The organism is Pseudomonas sp. SWI36 (assembly GCF_002948105.1).
Taxonomy (GTDB): Bacteria; Pseudomonadota; Gammaproteobacteria; order Pseudomonadales; family Pseudomonadaceae; genus Aquipseudomonas; species Aquipseudomonas alloputida.
This window is the reverse complement of the sequence record NZ_CP026675.1, coordinates 4,662,275-4,687,187: the sequence shown is the minus strand read 5'-3', so window position 1 is coordinate 4,687,187 and position 24,913 is coordinate 4,662,275. Positions and strand designations below refer to the sequence as shown.

Below are 24,913 nucleotides of genomic sequence, written 5' to 3'. Positions count from 1 at the left end.
GCATCTACCGCTTCGTACTTAAATGCGCCCTGAGCTTAAAGCCATCAATCTTTTCATAGCCTGCATATGCCATTTCATTGTACAGATTAAAAGGAACCTCCGAGTGATCTCCAAACACTTCAAGATCCATGTGCTTAAGTAAAGAAAAGCGCTCTACATAATACTTAAGGCCGTGACCCTGGACAGATAAGCAATTTAAGAAAATCACTCGCAATTCGCTCGGGCTCAATTGAGCTCGAAGCATGTTCGCATATTTCCTTTGAGAGATATAATTATCAATCCACGCCCTTAAATTTGCCCTAGAGCTTGGCTTTGAAACTCGCAATGCATCCATCCCAAAACCATCTACATGCTTCATTATCTGATAGAGATTTCTGCAATAATGAGCAAGCCTACTACTATAGTACTTTTGCATATTCGCACTATTAGTATCAAACCGCTGTTCGTAGCGAGCGACTGTCAATCCTGAATATGGCTGTGGAAAATACATTTCCGCAAGCTTATCAAAAGCCAATACACCATGATAAATATTGCTTGCCTCCCTGCCATCCACACCGTACTCACTCACACTTACTTGCAAGTCATTAACCAGCCTAGAGTGAACATCCAACAGCCTGAAGAAAACCGACTCAAAATTTTGCCTTTCGAATATCTGGCTTTGCTGAACTTGGATTCTATGATTTTCCTTAGCATCGTCTCTTGCAAGAGCCAATTCTTTACTTTGAACTCTTAGGCTATATATAACCGCTACTAGCGCTGCAAAACTTAATAATGGATTGAGCACTCCACCAACAAAATCTCCGATCTGCCCCCAATGCGCTGCAGTACCGGCATTTTTAACGTCAAACCAAGGAAGATCTATGCCATACTGAAAGTGCACGATTACGGCGCCAGTCACGAATAGAATAGGAACTACGGCTATCAGCGCAAGCAGATAGACTCCATTATCCCGCACCAAAGCTATCTTTGATAGCCAGTACATCTTGATCCGCTGAAGCTCAAAATTTGAAAGTACTTCCCAAAGATCCTCTAGATTCCCCGAATGAAGATCTTTCCGTTCTTCTTTTTTGTTAAAGCCCATACTGGTACAGCCCCAACTGCCGCGATTAAGATATAAAATGCGTTTCAGACCCGATAACTTCCATGCAGAGCATGCTCAACAGCAATCAAAAACATCTCCGTGACACCTTCGCACCATACATAGCCAGAGCCTTTTTTTGGCAACCCGCAAGCAAGGAAGCGAGCATGGACGAACCAGCCACAGATATCAAGTGGCCATCATGTTATAGTTAACCGATGCGAGCGCAACAGTACTTAATCGAAGACTCGCAGCCGTTGTGCACGATGGATTCGTGCATGAATGAAAGTCAAGAATGAAGTCAATTTGACTCGATAGACTCTCTTGTAGAAAATTTGCGTGTCACTAAACAGCAGATCTCGGAATTCAGGTGACCTGCTCCCAAGCTTCTAGGTGCACGCTTTATCACTCGATCATGACTTACTGTGCAACTCATGGTTTGCGCCACTTCAGCGAGACCGCTGAGCGTGTCGTGCATTTTGATTATCCAATTCAGGGTGTTTGGCCTTACCGTTGATCGGCTCGCCCTACGCCAAGGCGCGGAAGGCCGACACATAACTACGGTCGAGGTCAAAATAGCCGCGTGAGCACCGATGGTGAGCGCAACCTTTTGAGTATGCGTGTTTGGCTGTCAGGAACCGAACCATTTCGGGCGGATCTGCATTCAAAACCGCATGCGGCGTGGCCTACGCGGGGTAATGCCTTTCAAGTCTGATGAAAGCGAGGCATCGATTCAGAACGAGCTAGCAACGCCCAGCGCTCACGCATCCTCTTCTGGTTTCTAGTGCTGCGTGATTTTTCTGCGAAACCAAACATGACTGACTAGTAAGCTAAGCAAGAGAAATACTCAAATCTCTCAAGCACAGCCCAGCATACCAGCCGGGGCTTTGGGTCAGCATGTGCACCACTATCCGCACAGCACCATAGAAAGCCGACCTGAAAATGGGGGACCAAATGGGGGACCAAAAACGACCAGGCACAAAAAAACCCTGAAAAATCAGGGCTTTAATGAGGATTAGTGGCGGAAGCGTAGAGATTCGACCACATATCCGGGAACACTCCACCCGAAAAATTATACAAAAGCCGCTTCCGCGGCACTTATCACAATCAGTCCGCCTATCTGCTCGACTGGCCGATAATGACCTCCGCAGAGAAACGCAGGCGATTTCTCGGGTGGGGGATAAGTAGGGGTATTTTTCCGATCAGTGAAATTTCTGATGCTCATAAAAAAATCCAGTCACCGCTAAGTGACTGGATTTTTTGGAGTTATTTGGTCGGGACGGAGTGATTCGAACACTCGACCCCTTGCACCCCATGCAAGTGCGCTACCGGGCTGCGCTACGCCCCGACTGGGCTTTGAAGCATGTTCTCAATCTTGCCGAGAACGTTGAGAAATGTACCCTAACCCTCTGATAAATGAAAGCTTTTTCTCAAAAAATTTTCCACTCATCAGAAACCCAGCTTACTTCTTCAAAACCACCAACACATCCTCCAACTCAACAATCATCTGCCGAATCAGCTGCTTGTACTGGCTGGATTCATCTTTAGCCTCATCACTGGAGAGCCTCAACCGCGCCCCGCCAATGGTGAACCCCTGGTCATACAGCAGCGCTCGAATCTGGCGGATCATCAGCACGTCCTGCCGCTGGTAATACCGCCGGTTCCCTCGCCGCTTCACAGGGTTTAGCTGGTCGAACTCCTGCTCCCAATACCGCAGCACGTGTGGCTTTACGGCACACAACTCGCTCACTTCACCAATGGTGAAGTAGCGTTTGCCCGGTATGGGGGGCAGTTCGTCGTTATGGCTTGGTTCCAGCATAGGCCTCAACCCGGGCCTTCAACTTCTGCCCTGGACGAAAGGTGACGACGCGCCGTGCGGTGATCGGGATCTCTTCCCCTGTCTTGGGGTTACGGCCCGGCCGCTGGCGTTTGTCGCGAAGGTCGAAGTTGCCGAAACCGGACAGCTTGACCTGCTCGTTCTCTTCAAGTGCGTGCCGAATTTCTTCGAAAAACAGCTCGACCAGCTCCTTGGCCTCACGCTTGTTAAGCCCCAGCTCCTCGTACAGCCTTTCGGCCATCTCAGCTTTCGTCAGAGCACCCATGCCGTTATTTCCTTAACGTGGTGTTCAACCTTTGTTCGAGCGAGGTGAGGATGTTTTGCAGGGTAGTGTTCACCTCATCGTCGTTAAGAGTGCGCGATGGATGCTGCCAGGTCAAGCCGACGGCAAGGCTTTTTCTATCAGGATCAATGCCTTTACCTTGGTACACATCAAACAGCCTGAGGTCTGTGAGCCATTCGCCTGCATTGTCACGAATTAATTCAAGCACCGCGCTAGAAGCTACATCACGTCCTGCGATCAAAGCCAGGTCACGACGGGTTTCCGGGAACTTGGACAGTTCGCTGAATTTCGGCAGGCGGCCTTCGACCACGTCGCCCAGCACCAGCTCGAACAGGAACACCGGGCGGTCCAGGCCCAGGGCTTTGGCCAGCTCCGGGTGGATGGCGCCGAGGTAGCCGACCAGCTTGCCGTCACGCTCGATGGCAGCGGTCTGGCCTGGGTGCAGGGCTGGGTGTTTGCCGGCGCTGAAGGTGAAGTCGCTCAGGGCGCCGGAGTAACCCAGCAGGGCTTCCACGTCGGCTTTGACGTCGAAGAAGTCGACGCCGTCGCGGCCGTTGGCCCAGCCTTCTGGCAGGCGGCTGCCGGTGATGACGCCGGCAATCATTGGCTGCTGCTGCAGGTCACCCAGTTGGCCGACAAAGCGCAGGCCGCTTTCGAACAGGCGCACGCGGTCTTGCTGGCGGTTCAGGTTGTGCTGCAGTGCCTTGACCAGGCCCGGCCACAGCGAGGCGCGCATGGCGGCCATGTCGCTGGAGATGGGGTTGGCCAGCAGCAGCGGCTCTACGCCCGGGCTGAACAGTTCGAACAGTTTCGGGTCGATGAAGCTGTAGGTGATGGCTTCCTGGTAGCCGCGGGCAACCAGCAGGCGGCGCAGGGTCGGCAGGTCACCGCGGGTTTCCGGCTTGCCCTGTGGGGCCAGGCGGGCTTGCGGGTAGCGTACCGGCAGGTTGTTGTAGCCGTACAGGCGGGCCAGCTCTTCGATCAGGTCCACTTCCAGGCTGATGTCGAAGCGGTGGCTTGGTACGCTGACGGTCCACTGCCCTTCCCCGCTCTTGGTCGTGGTCAGCTCGAGGGCGTTGAGCAACTGCTCGACCTGGGCTGGGTCCATTTCCATGCCAAGCATCTGGGTGATGCGTTCGGCGCGCAGGGTGACCGGGGCTACTTGTGGCAGGTGCTGTTCGCTGACCGCTTCGACCACCGGGCCGGCTTCGCCGCCAACGATGTCCAGCAGCAACTGGGTGGCGCGCTCCATGGCTTCGCGGGCCAGTTGCGAGTCGACGCCGCGCTCGTAGCGGTGCGATGCATCGGTGTGCAGGCCGTAGGAACGGGCTTTACCGGCGACGGAAATCGGCTCGAAGAAGGCGCTTTCCAGGAACAGGTCGCGGGTTTTTTCGGTGTTCACACCGCTGTGCTCGCCCCCCATGACGCCGGCGATGGCCAAGGCGCGGGTGTGGTCGGCGATGACCAGGGTGTCGGCACGCAGGGCAACTTCCTGGCCGTCGAGCAGGACGAGCTTTTCGCCCTCTTCGGCCATGCGCACGCGGATGCCGCCGTTGATTTCTGCCAGGTCGAAGGCGTGCATCGGCTGGCCGAGTTCGAGCATCACGTAGTTGGTGATGTCGACGGCGGCGTCGATGCTGCGAACGTCGCTGCGGCGCAGGCGCTCCACCATCCACAGTGGGGTTGGCTTGCTCAGGTCGACGTTACGGATAACGCGGCCCAGGTAGCGCGGGCAGGCAGCCGGGGCGCTGACTTCGACCGGGCGCACTTCGTCATGGGTGGCCGCTACGGCTGGCACCACCGGGCGGGTGACCGGGGTGTCGTACAGGGCGCTGACGTCGCGGGCCAGGCCGGCGATGGACAGGCAGTCGCCGCGGTTCGGGGTCAGGCCGATTTCGATGCTGGCATCATCCAGGCTCAGGTACGTGCGAATGTCTTCGCCAACCGGAGCGTCGGCAGCCAGTTCCAGCAGGCCGTCGTTTTCTTCGCTGATCTGCAGTTCGGCAGCCGAGCACAGCATGCCGAAGGACTCGACACCGCGCAGCTTGGCCTTCTTGATCTTGAAGTCGCCTGGCAGTTCGGCACCGATCATGGCGAACGGGATCTTGATGCCTGGGCGGGCGTTAGGGGCGCCGCACACAACCTGGAAGGTTTCCTGACCGCTGCTTACCTGGCACACGCGCAGCTTGTCGGCGTCCGGGTGTTGTTCGGTGGCGAGAATTTCGCCCACGACGATGCCGCTGAACTGGCCGGCAGCGGGGGTAACGCTGTCAACTTCGAGGCCGGCCATGGACAGGCGGGCGACCAGTTCGTCACGGGAGACTTGCGGGTTGACCCAACCGCGCAGCCACTGTTCACTGAATTTCATGCTGTTCTCCTGAAAGTTGCGTCGATTGGGCCTAGCGGAATTGGGCTAGGAACCGCAGGTCGTTGTCGAAGAACAGACGCAAATCGTTGACGCCATAGCGCAGCATGGCCAGGCGCTCGGCACCCATGCCGAAGGCGAAGCCCTGGAACTCTTCTGGGTCGATGCCGGACATGCGCAACACATTCGGGTGCACCATGCCGCAGCCCATCACTTCCAGCCAGCCGGTTTGCTTGCACACGCGGCAGCCGTTGCCGGAACACATCACGCACTGGATGTCGACTTCTGCAGACGGCTCGGTGAAGGGGAAGAACGATGGGCGGAAACGGACCGCCAGTTCTTTCTCGAAGAATACGCGCAGGAATTCTTCGATGGTGCCCTTGAGGTCGGCGAAGTTGATATCGCGATCGATCAGCAGGCCTTCGACCTGGTGGAACATCGGCGAGTGGGTGATATCCGAGTCGCAGCGGTATACGCGGCCCGGGCACACAATGCGGATGGGCGGCTGGGTGGACTCCATGGTCCGCACCTGCACCGGCGAGGTGTGGGTACGCAGCAGCATGTTGGCATTGAAGTAGAAGGTATCGTGCATCGCCCGCGCCGGGTGGTGGCCGGGGATGTTGAGCGCTTCGAAGTTGTGGTAGTCGTCTTCCACTTCTGGGCCTTCGGCAATGCCGTAGCCAATGTGGGTGAAGAACTGCTCGATGCGCTCGAGTGTACGGGTGATCGGGTGCAGGCCACCGGTGGCCTGGCCGCGGCCTGGCAGGGTGACGTCAATGCATTCGGCAGCCAGGCGAGCGCTGAGCTCGGCTTCTTCAAAGGCAGCCTTGCGGGCATTGAGCACAACGGTGACGCGCTCTTTGGCGTCGTTGATCAGCGCGCCGACTTTCGGCCGCTCTTCGGCTGGCAGGTTGCCCAGGGTCTTCATCACCTGGGTCAGCTCGCCCTTCTTGCCGAGATAATTAACCCGGATCTGTTCCAGGGCGTTGATGTCTTCAGCGCGCTCCACGGCCTCTAGGGCTTGGGAGACCAGCGCATCCAGGTTTTCCATGTACAGACTCCAGATACGAAAATAGGGGAAGAGCTTTGAAGGCTCTTCCCCTATCGATGACGTTCAATGCCCGGCAGCGCTAGCACCGCCGGGTGATTGTCGCGGGTACTTAAGCCAGAACGGCTTTAGCTTTCTCGACAATCGCAGCAAACGCCGCTTTTTCGTTCACTGCCAGATCAGCCAGAACCTTACGGTCGATTTCGATCGAAGCCTTTTTCAGGCCAGCAATCAGACGGCTGTAGGACAGACCGTTGGTGCGGGCACCGGCGTTGATACGAGCGATCCACAGTGCGCGGAACTGACGCTTCTTCTGGCGACGGTCGCGGTAGGCGTATTGGCCTGCCTTGATGACCGCTTGCTTGGCTACACGGAATACGCGCGAACGTGCACCGTAGTAACCTTTAGCCAGTTTCAGAATTTTTTTGTGACGCTTACGAGCGATAACGCCGCGCTTAACACGAGCCATGAGTAACTTCCTCTATCTTAACCAGAATTAACGAACGCGCAGCATGCGCTCGACTTTTGCGACGTCGGACGGGTGCAGCAAGCTGGCACCGCGCAGTTGACGCTTACGCTTGGTCGACATTTTGGTCAGGATGTGGCTCTTGAAAGCGTGCTTGTGCTTGAAGCCCGAAGCTGTCTTCAGGAAGCGCTTCGCAGCACCGCTCTTGGTTTTCATTTTTGGCATGTTGGAACTCCGCATTCGATAAAATTACACATAATCATCAGGCCTGCCGTGCCCGGGAGATTACTTCTTTTTCTTGGGGGCGATGACCATCATAAGCTGGCGTCCTTCCATCTTCGGATGCTGCTCAACGGTGCCGTATTCGGCGAGGTCGGCTTCGACCCGCTTCAACAGCTCCATGCCCAGCTCCTGGTGGGCCATCTCACGACCACGGAATCTCAGAGAGATCTTGGCCTTGTCCCCATCGGTAAGGAAACGTACCAGGTTGCGTAGTTTTACCTGGTAATCCCCATCCTCCGTCCCTGGACGAAACTTGATTTCTTTGATCTGGATCTGCTTCTGGTTTTTCTTGGCTTCGTTAGCCTGCTTCTTCTTCTCGAAGAGGTGCTTGCCGTAGTCCATGACCTTGCAGACGGGTGGTACCGCGTCTGCAGAGATTTCTACCAGGTCCAGCTTCGCTTCATCAGCGATACGCAGCGCTTCATCAATCGAGACGATGCCAACCTGCTCGCCGTCTGCGCCAATTAACCGAACCTCGCGGGCCGAGATATTCTCGTTGATCGGGGCCTTCGGTACAGCACGCTTATCGTTTCTCATTTCACGCTTAATAGTCATTACTCCGATTCTTGGCGACCACGCCGGGAAACCGCTTGTGTCAGCAGCTCAACGAATTGGGCGACGGGCATGGAGCCCAGGTCTGCGCCTTCGCGAGTACGCACAGCGACGGTTTGCGTTTCGACTTCGCGGTCCCCTATAACCAAAAGGTACGGGACCTTGAGCAAAGTATGCTCGCGGATTTTAAAGCCGATCTTCTCATTTCTCAAGTCCGACTTGGCACGGAAACCGCTTCCGTTCAGAGATTTCTCAACCTCGAGGGCGAAATCGGCCTGCTTGTCGGTGATATTCATGATCACCGCCTGGGTTGGGGCCAGCCACGCCGGGAACACGCCCGCGTAGTGCTCGATCAGCATGCCGATGAAGCGCTCGAACGAACCGAGGATGGCGCGGTGCAGCATGACCGGGCGAACTCGGCTGTTATCTTCGGCGATATAGCTGGCATCCAGACGCTCTGGCAGGTTCGGGTCATACTGCAGGGTACCGCACTGCCAGTTACGGCCGAGGCAGTCGCGCAGGGTAAACTCGATTTTCGGGCCGTAGAAGGCACCCTCGCCCGGCTGGTATTCCCACTCAAGGCCGGATTCGTTCAGGGCGTCGGCCAGCGCTGTTTCAGCACGATCCCACAGCTCTTCGGAACCGACACGCTTGGCCGGACGAGTGGACAGTTTCATGGCGATGTCGCTGAAACCGAAGTCCTTGTACACGTCCAGGGTCAGCTTGATGAAGTCGGCGGCCTCTTTCTTCACCTGATCTTCGGTGCAGAAAATGTGCGCATCGTCCTGTACGAAGCCACGCACGCGCATGATGCCGTGCAGTGCGCCGGACGGCTCGTTACGGTGGCAGGCACCGAACTCGGCCAGACGCAGCGGCAGGTCGCGGTAGCTTTTCAGGCCCTGGTTGAACACCTGCACATGGCACGGGCAGTTCATCGGTTTTACCGCGTAGTCACGGCTTTCCGACGAAGTGGTGAACATGTTTTCGGCATAGTTGGACCAGTGGCCGGAACGCTCCCACAGGATGCGGTCGACAACCTGCGGGGTCTTGATTTCCTGGTAGCCGTTTTCGCGCTGCACGCCACGCATGTACTGCTCGAGTACCTGGTAGACGGTCCAGCCGTTGGCGTGCCAGAACACCATGCCCGGGGCTTCTTCCTGCAGGTGGAACAGGTCGAGCTGCTTGCCGATCTTGCGGTGGTCGCGTTTTTCGGCTTCTTCGATGCGCTGGATGTACGCAGCCAGCTGCTTCTTGTCAGCCCAGGCCGTGCCGTACACGCGCTGCAGCTGCTCGTTCTTGGCATCGCCACGCCAGTAGGCGCCGGACAGCTTGGTCAGCTTGAATGCCTTGAGGAAGCGGGTGTTCGGCACGTGCGGGCCACGGCACATGTCGACGTATTCTTCGTGGTAGTACAGGCCCATGGCCTGTTCATCCGGCATGTCTTCGACCAGACGCAGCTTGTAGTCTTCGCCACGGGCCGTGAACACATCGATGACTTCGGCGCGCGGGGTCATTTTCTTGACCACGTCGTAGTCTTTTTCGATCAGCTCCATCATGCGCTTTTCGATGGCGGCCATGTCTTCTGGGGTGAAGGGGCGCTCGTAGGCGATGTCGTAATAGAAGCCTTCGTCAATGACCGGGCCGATCACCATCTTGGCGGTCGGGTACAGCTGCTTCACGGCGTGGCCAACCAAGTGGGCGCACGAGTGACGGATGATCTCCAGTCCCTCTTCATCTTTAGGGGTGATGATCTGCAGGGTGGCGTCGTTGCTGATCAGGTCACACGCATCGACCAGCTTGCCGTCGACCTTGCCGGCAACGGTGGCCTTGGCCAGGCCAGCGCCGATGGAAGCGGCTACTTCGGCTACGGATACGGCGTGATCGAACGAACGTTGACTGCCATCGGGAAGAGTAATAACGGGCATGGCGCCTCCTCTCCTAGTGGTGACCCCTACCAAAGGTCACGTGGGTTGGGATGAGCCAGTACAAGATCCGACCTGCCTTCCGGTAAAAGGAAGCCTGCCCCACAGTGGCAGAAGCCTTTCGGCTTGTCAGGGACGAACCAGAGTGACTGGAAAGAAAAAAGATAGCTGCAGCCGGCAACAGCGCGACTGCAAGCCGAGCATGCTAGCACGCGGGTTGCACCCCAGGCAGAAATATTTGGAAATTGCACCGCAGCGGTGAACTAACGCGGAAAAATACCGCTCAGACTTTGGGAAGCAACCTACTCTTGATGAGACCTTAACCCAAGGAGTAACTGGTGATGCGAGTTCCGTCTCTTCTGGCCCTGGCGGCCGCTGGCGCCCTGCTGCTGCCCGTGGCTGCGAACGCCGGCAACTTCCCAGCCGGGAAGGAGGCCGCCTACATGACCCAGTGCACGCAAGTGGCCAGCGGCCAGGGCGTTGACGCTGCCACCGCGAAAAAACACTGCGACTGCGGCGCGCAAGCCATCAAAAAGAATTTCACCGACGCCGAGATTGCCGACCTCGACAGCAAGGATGGCGTTGACGCCAAGCTGATGCAGAAGGCGCAGTCGGTGGTGAAACAGGCCTGCGCACCGAAGAGCTGAAACCTTAAAGCCGGTGATGGCCAGCCATTCTTTGAGCTGGATCAATATCCTGCGAAGGTAAAAGGCGCTAGATGCGCAGAATTAGACTATGATGTATCCCGTGCTCCGTAGCCTCGGCCGCATTGCACCACTGAAAAAACTAAATGTTCTGGAGATTCACCCATGTCCAATCGCCAACAAGGCACCGTCAAATGGTTCAATGATGAGAAAGGCTACGGCTTCATCACCCCAGCAGGCGGCGGCGACGACCTGTTCGTACACTTCAAAGCCATCGAATCTGACGGCTTCAAGAGCCTGAAAGAAGGCCAGACTGTTTCCTTCGTCGCCGAGCGCGGCCAGAAGGGCATGCAGGCTGCACAGGTTCGTCCGGAGTAATTCGGATAGCTGTAAAAAAACCCGCCCTTGTGGCGGGTTTTTTTATGGGTGATGCATCATCTGAAGGGGCGGGATTGCCTGCGAAACAGACTTTAGGGTGAATGGCACGGGCTTCGCCCGTGTTCGCGGGTGAACCCGCTCCTACAGGCGACCGCGCAGGCTTTTCACATTTTGCGCAAGGCAGTTGCCCCCGCGTGCATCAACCGCAGTTGACGCGGGTTACCCTGCCCTGCTCGTCCACGTTCAGGTTCAGGCGCTCGGAGCGGTACTCCAGGGTGACCACGTCGTGCGGCTTGAGAATGCGCGCCATCTGCGAGCCGCTGGCCTTGCGTGCCTGCTCCAGCAATTCGGCGCTGGCCTGCTTGCCCATGGCAAAGTCGGCACCACTGGCTTCGCAGCGGCCATCGTTGCCCGCTGACGCGGCCGGCGCACCACCGCCATCAGCATTGCCACCAGTGCTGCAACCCGCCAGGACAGCAGCCACAGCCAGAGTTGCCAGGTAAGCACGGGTACGAAACATGAAGCCTCCTAAATCGGTCCGGGAACTGCCTGATCCGACAGCTCCGCTCATCATTTGTTGCAAAACCGGTCAAGTCTGCCTGAACTGCAGCAGCGAGGCGAAAAGCAATCGTGACCGGATTTTGCACAACGTGCTGTGTTTGCCATATGCTTAGCCCGCACGGTCACCGGCGCAAAGCCATGATTTGCTGCAAGAAGTGGAGCGCATCCCGCCTCCATCGAACACCAGGGTCAGGTGTTCCTCCTTCGTTCCGGGCCCCTAGCGAGAGCTTTTCATGAGCACCCACAGCATCGATGCCGATATCAAGGTCAAATGGGCCGAGGGCCAGAGCGCGTACAGCCCTGGCACACCGGAAGAGTTGCTGCTGATCGCCATCGACCTGTTGGTGCGCGACAACGGTGCCGAGGCGGCACGCAGCTTCATCGACCAGGTGTTCGAGCGCTACGCGCCGCACGCGGCTATTCCAATCGCGCCAGACGGGCACTGAGCAGGTCGAACAGCCCCTGGGCATCACCCTGCTCCACCCACAGCACATTCGCCGGCCGCTTGAGCACACCGTACCAGTCTGCAACTGTCTGGCCGAAAGTGGCCCCTTCGCGGCTGTCGATGCTCATGTGGATACGCCGGCCGCCGAACAGCTCGGGCTTTAACAGGTAGGCGATGACGCTGGCGTCGTGCACAGGGCCGCCAGGTATGCCATACACGTCCATATCGTGGGTGATGTAGGCATTGAGGATATCCACCACGCGCTTGCTGGCCTGGTTGTTCACGGCTGCCAGTTGCTTCAGGCGGGCGTTACTGGTCAGCAGCTTGTGCGTGACGTCCAGCGGCAGGTAGGTCAGCTGTACGCCGCTGGCCAGCACCACTTCGGCGGCGTGCGGGTCGGCATAGAGGTTGAACTCCGCCACCGGGGTGATGTTGCCGCCGTTGAAATGGGCTCCCCCCATGACCACCACCTCTTTGATGCCGTTGACGATGCTCGGGCGCTGGATCAGCGCCAGGGCCAGGTTGGTCTGCGGGCCGAGCATGGCGACGGTGATGCTGTGCGGTTTGGCTGCGCTGAGGGTATCGACCAGGTATTGCACGGCATTGCCCTGGGCCAGGGGCGCTTTCGGCTCGTGCACCGGTACACCGGTGAGGCCTTCTTCGCCATGAACGTCGGCGGCGTAGATCGGCGTGCGCACCAATGGGCGGCCGGCACCGGCATACACCGGGATGTCTTCGCGCCCCGCCCATTCGCGGGCCAGGCGGGCATTGCGCGAGGTCTTGTTTAGGCGCACGTTGCCGGCCACGGTGGTGATGGCGCGGATATTGAGTTCGTTGGGCGAAGCCATGGCCAGAAACAGCGCGACCACGTCGTCCGCGCCGGGATCGGTGTCGATGATCAGGTCGATGGGTGCGGCCTGGAGGGTGGAGGCTGTGGCCATGAAAACAACTCCTTGTAGCAGGGACTTGAGCATGGATGGCACTCCTGTTGCCTATGAATCATGCGTTTACACAGCCCGGCGTCCTTTGTGGAAGCGGCTAGAAGGTGACGCCGGAGATGAGGGCGATGTTGCTGTAGGGCTGGCACTCGCCTGTACGCACCACCGCACGGGCACTGCGCGACAGCACTTTGAAATCCTCATGGGTCAGCCATTCGCGCTTGCCCAGCTTGCCCTTCAGTCGCTCGATTTCGACCAGCGCAGGTGGCACCACTTTCTGCATTTCTTCAGCCAGCACGTGCCGCTCAACCTGCAATTCGCTCAGCACCACCCGCAGCACGCTGGCGAAGTCCGGCAGGCCAGGCGTAATGGCCAGGTCGATCAGCTCGACACCCGGCGGCACCGGCAGCCCGGCATCGCCGATCACCAGGATATCGCCATGCCCCATGCCGGCAATGACTCGCGACAGGGCAACGTTCAGCAGCGGGGTTTTCTTCATGGCGTCAGCTCCGCCAGGTAGGGAATCGACGGTTGGGCACCGGCACGGGTAACCGACAATGCCGCGGCACGCTGGCCAAAGGCGATCGCCTCGCCCTCCTTCAGCCCACGCACCAGGGCGGCAGCAAAGCCACCAATGAAGGTATCGCCGGCAGCGGTGGTGTCCAGCGGTTGCACGCGCGGCGCCGGATAGTGCCGATGGCCTTGGGCAGTAACCAGCAAGGCACCTTGCGCACCCAAGGTGATGATCACTTTGCCTGCCCCCAGCTGCAGCAAGCGCTCACCTGCGCGCCGGGCACTGTCCTGGTCGGTCACCGCCACACCGGTCAAGGCTTCGGCCTCGCTTTCGTTAGGGGTAAGGTAATCGATATGCGCAAACCAGTCCGCTGGCAAGGGGCCGCTAGCGGGTGCTGGATTCAGGATGACCTGCTTGCCCAGCTCACGCGCCCTGGCCAGTGTGCACGCCACAGTGTCAGTGGGCACTTCCAGCTGGCAGATGACCACCTCGGCGGCCTGCAGCAGTGCATCGAAACGCAGCACCGACTGCGGCGTCAGCAGGCCGTTGGCGCCGGGAATGATGACAATACAGTTCTGGCTGGCAGCATCCACCGTGATCAGCGCCACACCGCTGGACATGGCTGGACAGGTGCTGACGCCCTGACAGTCGATCCCCTCGACATACAAGGCCCGGTGCAGCTGCCGACCGTAGTCGTCATCCCCTACATTGCCGATCATCGCCACGCTGCCGCCCAGCCGCGCCACTGCCACCGCCTGGTTGGCACCCTTGCCGCCCGGCACCGTGAAAAAGCTATCGCCGGGGAGTGTTTCGCCGGCCCGTGGCAGGCGCTGGGCGCGGACCACCAGGTCCATGTTGAGGCTGCCAACCACCACAACCTTGGCATTCATGACGTTTCCTTAGCGTTAGCGGTAATCATTGAACAGGTCCGGACGCGGCCCGGTGGACTCACGCAAGACGATACGCGGGGCGACAATGCGCTGCTCCGCCGCGCCTTGCCGGGGCGTAGCGATACGCGTCAGCAGCAACGAGGCAGCGCTCTCGCCCAGCTCGCGGATCGACTGGCCCACCGTGGTCAGTGGTGGGTACACGTAGCGGCTGAGCTCGATGTCGTCGAAACCGATCACCGACAGCTCGCCGGGTACGCTGATATTGCGTTCGGCTGCAGCGCGCAGCACACCAAAGCCGATCATGTCGTTGCCGGCAAAAATCGCCGAGGGCCGCTTGCCTTCCAGCATCTGCGCCGCCGCTGCATGGCCACCCGGGCTGGTGAAGTCGCAGTGCAGTACACGGCTGCCCGGCACGGGCGCACCGGCTTCGGCCATGGCACGGCGGAAGCCGCTCAGGCGCAGCTGGGTAACCCCGGTTTCGGCGGGGCCGCCGATATAGGCGACGTCGCGATGACCAAGCTCCAGCAGATGCCGGGTGGCCAGGTACGCCCCCTGCTCGTGGTCAATGCGCACCAGGTCGGCATCGACGCCTTCCAGCTCACGGTCGACGATGACCATTGGCGTGCGCACACTGGCCAGGCTCTGCAGCAGGTCGTCGTCCTGGCCCACCGAGGCCACTACCAGGCCATCGATGCGTTTTTCCAGCAGCACGCGCAGGTAGCTGCGCTGCTTCTGCGGGTTGTCGTCGGAGTTGCACAGGATCACGCAATAGCCGTTGCGCTCGCAGGCGTCTTCGATACCCCGCGCCAGTTCGGCGAAGTACGGGTTGACGCTGTTGGGCACCAACAGGCCGATGGTGGCCGTGCTGCGCGCCTTCAGCGAGCGCGCCACCGCACTGGGCACGTAATCCAGTTCGATGATGGCGGCTTCCACTTTCAGCCGCACCTGTTCGCTGACCGGACGGGTCTTGTTGAGTACATGGGACACGGTGGTGTAGGAAATACCCGCCAGTGCCGCGACGTCTTTGATAGTTGCCATGGTGTCAGTTCCGCCGGCCTGCGCGCCGGCTACGGTAAGTGTCGAGCACCACGGCGATGACGATCACCGCCCCGGTGATGATGCGTTTGGTCGGCTCGCTGGCGCCGATCTGCGCCAGCCCGGCGGCCAATACGGAAATGATCAGTACGCCAAAGAAGGTGCTGATGACCGAGCCACGCCCACCCATCAGGCTGGTGCCGCCGATCACGACGGCGGCAATGACCTGCAGCTCCAGGCCAGAGCCGGCATTGGGGTCGGCCGCTTCCAGCCGCGAGATCTGGAACAGCGCGGCCAGGCCGGCGAGCAGGCCCATCAGGGCGAACACCAGCACTTTGTAGGGGCGCGGATCGATACCGGCCAGGCGCACGGCCTCTTCGTTGGTGCCGATACCGATCAGGTAACGACCGAACACCGTGCGCGTCAGGACCAACTGGGCGAGCACGATCACCAGCAAGGCGATGATGAACGCTGGCGAAACACCAAAGGCGACCGGGTTGGAGAACCAGGCATAGGCGTCGCCGATATAGGCGGTGCGCGAGTCGGTGAACTGGTAGGCCAGGCCACGGGCCATCTCCAGCACACCAAGCGAAACGATGAACGACGGGATACGCCAGGCCACGGTGACGCCACCGGTAATGCTGCCGGCCAATGCGGCCACAGCCATGCCCAGCAGCGCCGAGGGCAGCACGCCCCAGCCCCAGCCGAGTATCGCCACGCTCACCGTCGAGGCGGCCAGCGCCAGCACCGAGCCCACCGACAGGTCGATGCCGCCGATGATCAGCACGAAGGTCATGCCCACCGCCAGCACCATCAGGTCCGGGATCTGGTTGGCCAGCGTGCTGAAGGTGCCATACGACCAGAAGTGGCTGCTGAGGAACGAGAACAGCACGATCATCGCCAGCAAGGCGCCAGCCAGGCCCAGGTAGGTGCCCAGGCCAAAGTACGTACCGCCGCGGCGCACGGGGGCGGCGTCCTGGTTGTTGAGCGGGGTGGTTTTCATGCATCCATCCTGGGGGCTGCATCATGCAGCAGCGCGTCACGTTTCTGATAACCGGCGAAGGCGGCGGCAAGCAACTGGTCCTGGCTCCAATGATCACGCGCGAAGGTGTCGATCAGGCGGCCGGCGGACAGCACGGCGATGCGGTCGCAAATCAGCATCAGTTCGCGCAGGTCACTGGACACCACCACCAAGGCCTTGCCTTTGCGCGCCAGCTCGGCCAGCAGGCCATAAATGTCGAACTTGGCGCCCACATCGATGCCACGCGTGGGTTCGTCGAACAGCAGCACCTGGCAATCGCGCTCCAGCCAGCGGCCGATCACCACTTTTTGCTGGTTACCACCAGACAGCTCACCCACCACCTGCTGCGCGCCGGCACTGCGAATGCGCATGGCCTGGATCTGGCGTTCGGCCAAGGCTTTTTCCGCTTCGCCATCGAGCACGCCGGCCCGCGATACCGCGCCCAGGTTGCCCAACGCAATGTTGGCGCTGATCGACTGCGTCAACAGCAGGCCCTCACCTTTTCGGTCTTCGGTTATCAGCGCGATACCGGCCCGCACTGCAGCCTTGGGCGAGTCGATGTTTACCGCCTGCGGCGGCTGGCCCAGCGCGATACCGCCGCTGTCGGCGCGATCGGCACCGTAGATCAGGCGCAGCAGCTCGGTACGGCCGGCGCCGATCAGGCCGGAGATGCCAAAAATCTCCCCTGCCCTGACTTCGAACGACACCTCGCGCACCTTGTCGCCGCGGCACAACTTGTCGACCTTGAGCAGCGGTGCACCCATCTGCCGTCGGCCCAGGTCGATATGCTCGCCCAGCTCGCGGCCGACCATCAGGTTGACCAGCTCGGCGCTGCTGTAGCGCTGGATCGGCTCGTCGCACACCAGCTTGCCATCGCGCAGCACAACGATGCGTTGGGCCACCCGCTGCAACTCTTCCAGGCGATGCGAGATATAGACGATGGCCACGCCGCGCGCGCGCAGGCGCTCGATCTGGGTGAACAGCAACGCCACCTCGCGCGCAGTGAGCATGGCAGTGGGTTCATCCAGGATCAGCACATGGCAGTCACCGATCAGGTTGCGGGCAATCTCGACCATTTGCTGATGGCCGATGCCCAGCTCGCCGACAGGGGTGTCCGGGTCGATGGCGTCGAGCCCGACCCGAGCCATGGCGGCCGTTGCCAGCTGACGCAGGCGCTTGTGGCTGATCCAGCCGAAACGGCTGGGCAGGTTGTCGAGAAACAGGTTTTCCGCCACGGTCAGCGTCGGCAGCAGGTTCAGCTCCTGCATGACCATGCGCACACCAAGGCGTTCGGCCTCGCTGCGGCTGCCGGGCGCGTAGGCCTGGCCACGGTAGGTCATGTGCCCGGTGGTGGGCACCTCCAGGCCGCTGATGAGCTTGGACAACGTACTCTTGCCCGCGCCGTTCTCGCCGGTCAGGGCCAGCACTTCACCGGCGCGCAGGCTCAGGCTGACCTCGCCGAGCACGGGCTGGGCGTAGGTCTTGCCCAGGCCGCTGGCGGCAAGCACCACTTCATTGGCCGATGCAGGCATGGCCGATTCTCCTGGCAGCATCAGGGCTTCTTGGTGATGAGTTCGACCGGGGTCTGAATGACGTTGTCGGCATCCACATCAGGCTTTTCGCCCTTGACCATTTTCAGTGCCGCCTGAATGCCATACACCGCCTGCTGGCTGGCTGCCTGGTCGAGGGTGGCAAGCACCCGACCGTCTTCAAGCATTGGCTTGATGGCATTGATGTTGTCATAGCCCACCACTTGCACCTGGCCGGTCTTGCCAGCGGCACGCACGGCGGACACAGCGCCCAGGGCCATGCTGTCGTTGCCGGCCAGCAAGGCCTTCAGGTCGGGGTATTCGTTGAGCATGGAGGCGGCGACGGCGTTGCCTTTGTCGATCTCCCAATTGCCGCTTTGTACCGAGACGACTTTCATCTGCGCGGCGTCCATGGCGTCCTTGAAGCCGGCGGTGCGCTGCTGGGCATTGGTGGTGGTCGACACGCCTTCGATAATGCCCACCTGGTCGCCGGCCTTGAGCTTCTGGCTGGCCAGGTAATCGCCAACCAGGCGCGCGCCCTTGCGGTTGTCGGGGCCGACGAAGGGAACGCTGATGCCTTTGCTCTTGAGCAGATCAGGGTCCAGACGGTTGTCGATGTTGATCACCACCACGCCCTGGTCCATGGCCTTCTTCACCGCCGACACAAGTGCTTTCGAGTCAGCCGGGGCAATCACCAGCGCCTTGGCGCCGGCATTGACCATCTGCTCGACGATGCGGATCTGCTCGCCAGTGTCGGTCTCGTTCTTGATGCCGTTGGCGATCAGGTCGAACTCGTCGGCGTGGGTTTTCTGGTAGTCCTTGGCGCCGTCTTCCATGGTGCGGAAGAACTCGTTGGCCAGCGACTTCATGACAAGGGCGACCTTGGGCTTGTCTTCAGCGTGGGCAGCAGACAATGGCAAGGCGAGGCTAAGCGAGGAAATGACAGCGAGGGCCAGCAGACGACCGGGGAACGGCAGCTTCATGAACGATGACTCCGAATCTTGTGTTTTTTATCGGATCGCAAACGTTTGCGTTGACCAACTATGGTAACAGGACCGTTGTTTGTCAAATCCGTTTGGCTTTCGGAGGCCAAAGTGCTGCTGGGGCCGATTATGCAGTCTTTTCCGAAAAACCGAACACCTTTTCCTTTATTTGTTCGGAATTACGAATGCAATGCTGCCTTTGGCAGGCGCGGTTCGGTGCAACACCACACATTGTCGGGGCTGCTACACAGCCCATTGCAAAGCACAGCCACTCTAACCCAGGCAACGCGTGGTGCCTTGGTACGAAAAATGCCTATAGCCCTGCGCGACTCAATAACTATCTCACTAGGAAGCGAGAACAATAACGATGAATGCCGCACTCAAAACCTTCGCCCCCAGCGCACTCGCCCTGCTGCTGATCCTGCCATCCAGCGCCTCGGCCAAAGAAGCCGAAACCCAACAGAAGCTGGCCAACGTGGTCATCCTCGCCACCGGCGGCACCATTGCCGGCGCCGGCGCCAGCGCTGCCAACAGCGCCACTTACCAGGCTGCCAAGCTGGGCGTCGACAAGCTCATCGCGGGCGTGCCAGAACTGGCCGACATCGCCAACGTACGTGGCGAGCAAGTGATGCAGATCGCCTCCGAGAGCATCAGCAATGACGACCTGCTGAAGCTGGGCAAGCGCGTCGCCGAGCTGGCCGAAAGCAAGGACGTGGACGGCATCGTCATCACCCACGGCACCGACACCCTCGAAGAAACCGCCTACTTCCTCAACCTGGTAGAGAAGACCGACAAGCCAATCGTGATGGTCGGCTCGATGCGTCCGGGTACCGCCATGTCCGCCGACGGCATGCTCAACCTGTACAACGCCGTGGCCGTAGCCAGCGACAAGCAGTCGCGTGGCAAGGGCGTGCTGGTGACCATGAACGACGAGATCCAGTCCGGCCGCGATGTAAGCAAGGCGGTCAACATCAAGACCGAAGCCTTCAAGAGCGCCTGGGGCCCGATGGGCATGGTGGTGGAAGGCAAATCGTACTGGTTCCGCCTGCCGGCCAAGCGCCATACGGTCAATTCCGAGTTCGATATCAAGCAGATCAGCAGCCTGCCGCAGGTGGACATTGCCTATGGCTATGGCAACGTCACCGACACCGCCTACAAGGCGCTGGCACAGAACGGTGCCAAGGCGCTGATCCATGCCGGTACCGGCAACGGTTCGGTATCGTCGCGGGTAGTCCCGGCGCTGCAAGAACTGCGCAAGAACGGCGTGCAGATCATCCGCTCGTCGCATGTCAACCAGGGTGGTTTCGTACTGCGTAACGCCGAACAGCCGGATGACAAGAACGACTGGGTCGTGGCTCACGACCTGAACCCGCAAAAAGCGCGGATCCTGGCGATGGTGGCAATGACCAAGACCCAGGACAGCAAAGAGCTGCAACGCATCTTCTGGGAGTACTGATCAACCACCCATGGCCGGTGCCCCACATCACCGGCCATTCTTCCTTTCCAGATCCCCCCCGCCGCCACTCAACTGGGGCTCGCATCAGTGGGTTTCTTCTCAGGGTTGCGCGAGTAGCTCTATTTGTAATCTCTCGGATCAACGCCCCACTTTTTGAGTCGAGACGCCAGGGTTGTGGGCTTCAACCCCAGCAATTGCGCAGCACCACCCTCGCCGGAGACTTTCCCTGCTGTTCGTTTGAGCACAGAGATCGCATTCAGCTTCATCTGCCGCTCCCAGTCTTTGTCGGCAGTCGGCTCGGGCGGGCATTGTGAAGTTGAAGATACAGGGCCACTGGACGGGGCGCTTGGCGCCAGAACCTCATGAAAGCTCACGCGACCATCTCGGGAGACAATGGTCTGTCGCTCAATCACATTTTGAAGCTCGCGAATGTTGCCTGGCCAAGCGTACTGCTGAAGCACCGCGACTTGGGTCAGCGACATGCGAATGCCCGGTTTGTTGAACGCCAGGCTAGCCCTTTCAAGAAAATGGCTGGCGAGCAAAGGAATGTCCTCAAGTCGCTCCCGCAAGGGCACCGAGCGTATAGGGAACACATTCAAGCGGAAGTACAAATCTTCTCGGAACGCACCTCGGGCGACCATATCGCGTAGGTCACGGTTCGTTGCGGCGATAACTCGCACATCAACGGCCCTGGTGCGATTGTCGCCTACAGGCTCAAACTGGCGGTCCTGTAGAACGCGGAGCAACTTGCTTTGTAGCTCCAGCGGAATCTCTCCCACCTCATCGAGAAACAAGGTACCGCCGTCTGCCAACTCAAAGCGACCCACTCGGTTGCTGACCGCTCCGGTGAAGGCCCCTTTGAGGTGGCCGAAGAACTCGCTCTCGAACAATTCACGGGGCACCGCGGCGCAATTGACCCGAATCAGAGGGCGGTCGCGCCGGGGGCTGCTGGCATGAATAGCACGAGCAACAAGCTCTTTACCCGTGCCTGACTCGCCGGTGACCAACACGTTGGCGTCGGTAGCTGCGACCAGGTCGATCTGCTGTAACAGATGCTTGACCGCAGGGCTTTCGCCGACGATCTCGTGGTGATTGCCGTGGGCGTTGATTTCCTCCTGCAGGTATTGGTTTTCCATTTCCAGCCGAGTCTTCAACTGCTCTACTTCACTTAGCGCATCGCGCAGGCGCGCTTCAGTGCGTTGTCGTTCGCGGATGTCCCGAAACAACACCACCGCCCCTACCAGCCTTCCCATCTCGAAGATTGGAGTGCTGGTGTACTCGACGGCGATTGGTTCGCCGCTCTTGTGCCAGAACACCTCGTGGTCCACGCGATGAACTTGTCCATCGCTGAACGAAGCATGGATGGGGCACTGATTGACCTCGAACGCACGTCCGTCGCTATGGCTGTGGTGGAACAAATGGTGGGCATCCTGGCCAATCATGTCGACGGCACTCCACCCCAAAATACGCTCGGCGGCGGGGTTGATGAACGTGGTCTGGCCCCGGGTATCGAGCCCATAGATGCCCTCGCCAACTGCACCAAGAATCAGCCGGTTTTGCTGCTGGATGCGTTCGAACACCTGGCTGATTCGTTCCCACCCTACGTGGCCCAAACGGTGTTGCCGGCGCGCCTCAGCACGGTTTCGACGCTGCTCCAGAAGGTCGCGGCGCTGCACCGCCAGTACAATTTTCCCGCCCTCAACCGCGCTAGCCGAAACCTCCACCGCTATTTGCCGCAGTTGCAGATCCACCAGCAGCAGGTCGTCCGACCACGCTTCGCCTTGAGTCAGCACCTCATCCGTAAAGCTCACCCACAGTGCGATTCCCCCTCGCAGAAAATGGCTAAAGGCATGACCGGGCAGCTCATTTGCGGCGCAGCCAAGTAAATCAAGCGCGGCGTTGTTGGCTTGCAGTACCCGATCATCTACCGGGTGGATTAACAGCATGGCAACGGCGGAGTCGGCCGCGACTCCGAGGGCGACGGCGTCTGTCACTGATGGATATCCTCGAACCGATTTTCACGAAATTTCGTGAACAATATTACGACAATTCGTAATTTACGAAATTTCGTAAATACACCTCGCCATCAACCAAAAAATAAATCAATAAAATCAGGTAGTTACAAAATATTGGAAGTTGGCACAGCTCTCGCTATGGGTGTTCTCACCTTAAACAAAACTGCGGGAGCAGAAATAATGGACAAACTTGAAATGCATCACCTGATCATGGCCGCGAAAGCACGCAAGGGCCTGAGCTGGGATGATCTTGCCAACGCAGTGGGCAAGGCCCCGGTATGGCTTGCATCGGTTTGCTACGGCATGAACAGCGCGCCGCTGGAAGTGGCAACGCATCTTTGCGAGGTATTGGAGCTGGATGATCAAGTCGCCGCTACCTTAACCGCTTTCCCGGTCAAGGGTTGGGACAAGTCCATCCCTCAAGACCCGCTGATCTATCGACTGTACGAAGTCGTGGGCGTCTATGGCCCAACCCTGAAAGACGTTATCCAGGAAAAATTTGGCGACGGCATCATGAGTGCCATCGACTTTTCCATGCATGTCGAGCGAATCGAAGATCCCAAAGGCGACCGGGTTTTGTTGACTCTCAATGGCAAGTTCTTGCCATACCGTTCCTGGTAAACCCATCCAACCCTCGGCATCCCTCCGGGGGTGCCGCCTATTACCCGCAGTTGAGGGAACCGCCATGTCTTATCTGCTACCCACCGATTTTGTCACCAAGATGCTCGATGCCGGCGCATCAAAGGTCCACATGTCCACTCGCGACACGCTGATCCGCAGCTATATGGCCGGGGCAATTCTGGCCCTGGCGGCCGTATTCGCAGTGACCATCGCAGTGCAGACAGGCTCAGCCCTGATAGGCGCAGTACTGTTTCCGGTTGGTTTTTCAATGCTCTACCTTATGGGCTTCGACCTGCTCACCGGGGTCTTCATGCTCACCCCGCTGGCACTACTGGACAAACGCCCCGGGGTCACCGTTAGGGGAATTCTGCGCAACTGGGGCCTGGTGTTCGTCGGCAACTTCGCCGGCGCCCTTACGGTCGCCTGCATGATGGCCTTCGTCTTTACCTATGGTTTCCATGCTTCCCCCGGTGCCGTGGGAGAGAAAATTGCCAGCATCGGTGAGGCCCGCACCCTGGGTTACGAGCAATACGGGCTGGCAGGCTGGTTGACGATCTTCCTGCGTGGCGTGCTGTGCAACTGGATGGTGTCGATGGGCGTGGTCGGCGCGATGATCTCCACCTCTGTGAGCGGCAAGGTGATCGCCATGTGGATGCCGATCATGCTGTTTTTCTTCATGGGTTTCGAGCACTCGGTCGTGAACATGTTCCTGTTCCCTTCCGCAATGATCATGGGCGGCGATTTCTCGCTCATGGACTACCTGGTGTGGAACGAAATCCCTACTGTACTGGGCAACTTGGTGGGCGGCCTGGCCTTCACAGGCCTGACGCTGTACGGCACCCACATCCGTACGGCCGCGAAGAAAGCCACCAGCGCAACAACCTGCTGAAGCGATAAAGAAGGCAGGCAGCCTCAGTCGCCGCCTGTCTCCTTCATATCCAGGACAAAAAAGAGGTTTTGCTTTGCACTGCCTCTAACCCGAACATCGTTTACATTTCAGAACGGTGTCATGGCTTACAGACCAACGCTGGATTTCCCCTGACAAGCTGTTGCGAATTTACTTACAGTGAAATACTGTATGCACATACAGCAAAACAAGGAAACTCCTGTGTCCAGCACCGCCTCCGCCACCCCGAGCAGCTATGAACAGCTGGGTGTACGCATCCAGAAGATCATCAACAGCCCCACCGCCCAGCGCAGCCGTGCGGCGCTGATCTTCCGCCTGGAACAGGAAAGCCCGGATGACTGGGAGACCCTGCTTCAGGAGATCGCAGAAAACGACAACGTCACCCTCGCCCATCGCGACGATGGCGGTGTGCAGATTTTCTGGACGGTACCGAAGGAAGATTGACTGCGCATGAGAGTTTCGCTTTTCGCAGCAGCCTGCCTGTTACTGACCGCTCCGTTTGTTCAAGCCGACGCTCCGCGTACCTTCCAGGAGGCCAAGAAGGTCGCCTGGAAGCTCTACGCGCCACAATCGACCGAGTTCTATTGCGGCTGTAAATACAAGGGCAACAAGGTCGACCTGGCCTCCTGCGGCTATGCCCCGCGCAAGAATGCCCAGCGCGCGTCACGCATCGAGTGGGAGCACATCGTACCCGCCTGGCAGATCGGCCATCAGCGCCAATGCTGGCAGAGTGGCGGGCGCAAGCAGTGCTCGCAGCATGACGAAGTGTACCAACGCGCCGAAGCCGACCTGCACAACCTGGTGCCAAGCATCGGTGAGGTCAACGGCGACCGCAGCAACTTCAGTTTCGGCTGGCTACCAGAACAACGCGGCCAGTATGGCCGCTGCCTGACCCAGGTCGACTTCAAGGCGAGGAAGGTGATGCCGCGCCCGTCGATCCGCGGCATGATCGCCCGCACCTACTTCTACATGAGCAAGCAGTACAACCTGCGCCTGTCCAAACAGGACCGCCAGCTTTTCGAGGCCTGGAACAAGACCTACCCGCCGCAAGCCTGGGAGCGGCAACGCAACCAACAGGTCGCCTGCGTGATGGGGCGGGGAAACGCGTTCGTGGGGCCGGTCAACCTCAAGGCGTGCGGTTGA

26 protein-coding genes and 1 tRNA gene are annotated in these 24,913 nt (G+C 59.3%); 8 read left to right on the top strand and 19 right to left on the bottom strand.

Features of this window, described 5'->3' with window-relative positions:
* Window positions 1-4 precede the first annotated feature (4 nt).
* The 10 genes from C4Q27_RS22410 to thrS form a co-directional block, all read right to left on the bottom strand.
* On the bottom strand, window positions 5-1,081 hold the full coding sequence (locus tag C4Q27_RS22410; protein WP_103469204.1) for a putative phage abortive infection protein: 1,077 nt from the start codon (window positions 1,079-1,081) through the stop codon (window positions 5-7).
* A 1,268-nt stretch (window positions 1,082-2,349) separates the two neighbouring features.
* Window positions 2,350-2,426 (bottom strand) — tRNA-Pro (locus C4Q27_RS22405).
* Between the two features lie 114 nt (window positions 2,427-2,540).
* The gene (locus C4Q27_RS22400; protein WP_003250681.1) at window positions 2,541-2,897 is read right to left on the bottom strand and encodes a MerR family transcriptional regulator; all 357 of its coding nucleotides are present in this window, start codon (window positions 2,895-2,897) and stop codon (window positions 2,541-2,543) included.
* Window positions 2,878-3,180: an integration host factor subunit alpha gene (gene ihfA / locus C4Q27_RS22395; protein ID WP_003250679.1), complete on the bottom strand. Its 303-nt coding sequence runs from the start codon at window positions 3,178-3,180 to the stop codon at window positions 2,878-2,880. Before ihfA ends, C4Q27_RS22400 begins: the two co-directional genes overlap by 20 nt.
* 4 nt (window positions 3,181-3,184) lie before the next feature.
* On the bottom strand, window positions 3,185-5,566 hold the full coding sequence (gene pheT, locus C4Q27_RS22390; RefSeq protein WP_064491386.1) for a phenylalanine--tRNA ligase subunit beta: 2,382 nt from the start codon (window positions 5,564-5,566) through the stop codon (window positions 3,185-3,187).
* A gap of 31 nt (window positions 5,567-5,597) precedes the next feature.
* Window positions 5,598-6,614, bottom strand: coding sequence for a phenylalanine--tRNA ligase subunit alpha (pheS, locus tag C4Q27_RS22385; protein ID WP_003250674.1), 1,017 nt, complete (start codon window positions 6,612-6,614; stop codon window positions 5,598-5,600).
* A gap of 109 nt (window positions 6,615-6,723) precedes the next feature.
* Window positions 6,724-7,080 (bottom strand): 50S ribosomal protein L20, encoded by a 357-nt coding sequence (gene rplT / locus C4Q27_RS22380; RefSeq protein ID WP_003250671.1) that lies wholly within the window; start codon window positions 7,078-7,080, stop codon window positions 6,724-6,726.
* Window positions 7,081-7,107: 27 nt separating this feature from the next.
* Window positions 7,108-7,302: a 50S ribosomal protein L35 gene (gene rpmI / locus C4Q27_RS22375; RefSeq protein WP_003250667.1), complete on the bottom strand. Its 195-nt coding sequence runs from the start codon at window positions 7,300-7,302 to the stop codon at window positions 7,108-7,110.
* A 60-nt stretch (window positions 7,303-7,362) separates the two neighbouring features.
* A complete protein-coding gene (gene infC / locus C4Q27_RS22370) occupies window positions 7,363-7,914 on the bottom strand; it encodes a translation initiation factor IF-3 (protein WP_012052879.1) in 552 nt (183 codons plus the stop codon).
* On the bottom strand, window positions 7,914-9,836 hold the full coding sequence (thrS, locus tag C4Q27_RS22365; protein ID WP_019751949.1) for a threonine--tRNA ligase: 1,923 nt from the start codon (window positions 9,834-9,836) through the stop codon (window positions 7,914-7,916). Before thrS ends, infC begins: the two co-directional genes overlap by 1 nt.
* 338 nt (window positions 9,837-10,174) lie before the next feature.
* Between thrS and C4Q27_RS22360 the strand changes: the two genes are divergently transcribed.
* Together C4Q27_RS22360 and C4Q27_RS22355 are read left to right on the top strand one after the other, a co-directional pair.
* Entirely contained in the window at window positions 10,175-10,480 is a 306-nt protein-coding gene (locus C4Q27_RS22360; RefSeq protein ID WP_012052881.1) for a hypothetical protein, read from the top strand.
* Between the two features lie 162 nt (window positions 10,481-10,642).
* Window positions 10,643-10,855 (top strand): cold-shock protein, encoded by a 213-nt coding sequence (locus C4Q27_RS22355; protein ID WP_003250656.1) that lies wholly within the window; start codon window positions 10,643-10,645, stop codon window positions 10,853-10,855.
* A 199-nt stretch (window positions 10,856-11,054) separates the two neighbouring features.
* Here C4Q27_RS22355 and C4Q27_RS22350 read toward each other — a convergent pair whose 3' ends face one another.
* Window positions 11,055-11,375, bottom strand: a complete 321-nt coding sequence (locus C4Q27_RS22350; RefSeq protein WP_049587634.1) for an I78 family peptidase inhibitor — start codon at window positions 11,373-11,375, stop codon at window positions 11,055-11,057.
* Window positions 11,376-11,649: 274 nt separating this feature from the next.
* On the opposite strand from C4Q27_RS22350, the gene C4Q27_RS22345 reads away from it, so the two are divergent.
* Window positions 11,650-11,862, top strand: a complete 213-nt coding sequence (locus tag C4Q27_RS22345; RefSeq protein WP_003250649.1) for a hypothetical protein — start codon at window positions 11,650-11,652, stop codon at window positions 11,860-11,862.
* Here C4Q27_RS22345 and C4Q27_RS22340 read toward each other — a convergent pair.
* The 7 genes from C4Q27_RS22340 to C4Q27_RS22310 all read right to left on the bottom strand — a co-directional run bounded on the left by C4Q27_RS22340 (window position 11,834) and on the right by C4Q27_RS22310 (window position 18,771).
* Entirely contained in the window at window positions 11,834-12,835 is a 1,002-nt protein-coding gene (locus tag C4Q27_RS22340) for a nucleoside hydrolase (RefSeq protein WP_104887393.1), read from the bottom strand. The genes C4Q27_RS22345 and C4Q27_RS22340 overlap by 29 nt on opposite strands.
* A 64-nt stretch (window positions 12,836-12,899) precedes the next feature.
* A complete protein-coding gene (gene rbsD / locus C4Q27_RS22335) occupies window positions 12,900-13,298 on the bottom strand; it encodes a D-ribose pyranase (protein WP_003250646.1) in 399 nt (132 codons plus the stop codon).
* Window positions 13,295-14,203 carry a ribokinase gene (gene rbsK / locus C4Q27_RS22330; protein WP_104887392.1) on the bottom strand — a complete coding sequence of 303 codons (909 nt, stop codon included), beginning with the start codon at window positions 14,201-14,203 and terminating at the stop codon, window positions 13,295-13,297. The genes rbsD and rbsK overlap by 4 nt, the downstream gene beginning before the upstream one ends.
* A gap of 15 nt (window positions 14,204-14,218) precedes the next feature.
* Window positions 14,219-15,241: a LacI family DNA-binding transcriptional regulator gene (locus C4Q27_RS22325; RefSeq protein ID WP_064491382.1), complete on the bottom strand. Its 1,023-nt coding sequence runs from the start codon at window positions 15,239-15,241 to the stop codon at window positions 14,219-14,221.
* Window positions 15,242-15,245: 4 nt separating this feature from the next.
* On the bottom strand, window positions 15,246-16,241 hold the full coding sequence (locus tag C4Q27_RS22320; RefSeq protein WP_104887391.1) for an ABC transporter permease: 996 nt from the start codon (window positions 16,239-16,241) through the stop codon (window positions 15,246-15,248).
* Window positions 16,238-17,791, bottom strand: a complete 1,554-nt coding sequence (locus C4Q27_RS22315) for a sugar ABC transporter ATP-binding protein (RefSeq protein WP_104887390.1) — start codon at window positions 17,789-17,791, stop codon at window positions 16,238-16,240. Before C4Q27_RS22315 ends, C4Q27_RS22320 begins: the two co-directional genes overlap by 4 nt.
* Before the next feature lie 20 nt (window positions 17,792-17,811).
* Complete coding sequence (locus tag C4Q27_RS22310) at window positions 17,812-18,771, bottom strand: sugar ABC transporter substrate-binding protein (RefSeq protein ID WP_104887389.1); 960 nt, start codon at window positions 18,769-18,771, stop codon at window positions 17,812-17,814.
* A 367-nt stretch (window positions 18,772-19,138) separates the two neighbouring features.
* Between C4Q27_RS22310 and C4Q27_RS22305 the strand changes: the two genes are divergently transcribed.
* Window positions 19,139-20,227 carry an asparaginase gene (locus tag C4Q27_RS22305; protein ID WP_104887388.1) on the top strand — a complete coding sequence of 363 codons (1,089 nt, stop codon included), beginning with the start codon at window positions 19,139-19,141 and terminating at the stop codon, window positions 20,225-20,227.
* A 119-nt stretch (window positions 20,228-20,346) separates the two neighbouring features.
* Here C4Q27_RS22305 and C4Q27_RS22300 read toward each other — a convergent pair whose 3' ends face one another.
* Entirely contained in the window at window positions 20,347-22,221 is a 1,875-nt protein-coding gene (locus C4Q27_RS22300) for a sigma 54-interacting transcriptional regulator (RefSeq protein ID WP_104887387.1), read from the bottom strand.
* A 201-nt stretch (window positions 22,222-22,422) separates the two neighbouring features.
* On the opposite strand from C4Q27_RS22300, the gene cynS reads away from it, so the two are divergent.
* From cynS to C4Q27_RS22280, 4 genes are all read left to right on the top strand, one after another.
* Complete coding sequence (gene cynS, locus C4Q27_RS22295; protein WP_003250631.1) at window positions 22,423-22,863, top strand: cyanase; 441 nt, start codon at window positions 22,423-22,425, stop codon at window positions 22,861-22,863.
* Window positions 22,864-22,927: 64 nt separating this feature from the next.
* Window positions 22,928-23,752 (top strand): formate/nitrite transporter family protein, encoded by an 825-nt coding sequence (locus C4Q27_RS22290; RefSeq protein ID WP_104887386.1) that lies wholly within the window; start codon window positions 22,928-22,930, stop codon window positions 23,750-23,752.
* A 219-nt stretch (window positions 23,753-23,971) separates the two neighbouring features.
* Window positions 23,972-24,214 carry a DUF1654 domain-containing protein gene (locus C4Q27_RS22285; RefSeq protein ID WP_004574330.1) on the top strand — a complete coding sequence of 81 codons (243 nt, stop codon included), beginning with the start codon at window positions 23,972-23,974 and terminating at the stop codon, window positions 24,212-24,214.
* A gap of 6 nt (window positions 24,215-24,220) precedes the next feature.
* Window positions 24,221-24,913, top strand: a complete 693-nt coding sequence (locus tag C4Q27_RS22280; RefSeq protein ID WP_064491378.1) for an endonuclease — start codon at window positions 24,221-24,223, stop codon at window positions 24,911-24,913.